This window comes from Bacteroides mediterraneensis (assembly GCF_016900355.1).
Classification (GTDB): domain Bacteria; phylum Bacteroidota; class Bacteroidia; order Bacteroidales; family Bacteroidaceae; genus Phocaeicola.
On record NZ_JACJKA010000081.1, the window covers coordinates 1 to 455 of the forward strand.

Sequence of the window (455 nt, forward strand, 5' to 3'; positions counted from 1 at the left end):
ATTATAGCACATCCGCCCGGTTTGTCAACGGGGAACTTGGTGATTCTTCACAGAAACTTCATCTTTCCCGCCCCCGATTTCCCGGTTTCCGCATGGACTTTTTTCGCTATCTATGGTAAAATGGCATGAAATTATGGACAGAATTCCAATCGGAGGCAATGTATTTTGAGGACTGATGTTTTGGGCGTCGGCTTCGACGACCTGACGCTGGAGGAGGCTGCGGCGGCCGGCGCAGCCCTGGTGGATGCCGGGGGCTTCCACTACGCGGTCACCCCCAACCCGGAGTTTCTGCTGGCCGCCAAGCACAATCCGGCCTTCCGGCAGGCCCTGCTGGGGGCCGATCTGGTGCTGGCCGACGGCGTGGGGGTGGTCTACTCCGCGAAAATCCTGGGCCGCCCGCTGAAGGGCAAGGAACCGGGCATCGACTTTGCCCAGCGGCTGCTGGCGTGGATGGC

At 60.2% G+C, this 455-nt stretch carries 1 protein-coding gene; it reads left to right on the plus strand.

Annotation, left to right across the window (positions count from 1 at the left end; translation table 11 throughout):
* Window positions 1-165 precede the first annotated feature (165 nt).
* Window positions 166-455: hypothetical protein (locus H6A28_RS14910; protein WP_204481088.1), on the plus strand; the 290-nt coding region annotated here is incomplete at its 3' end.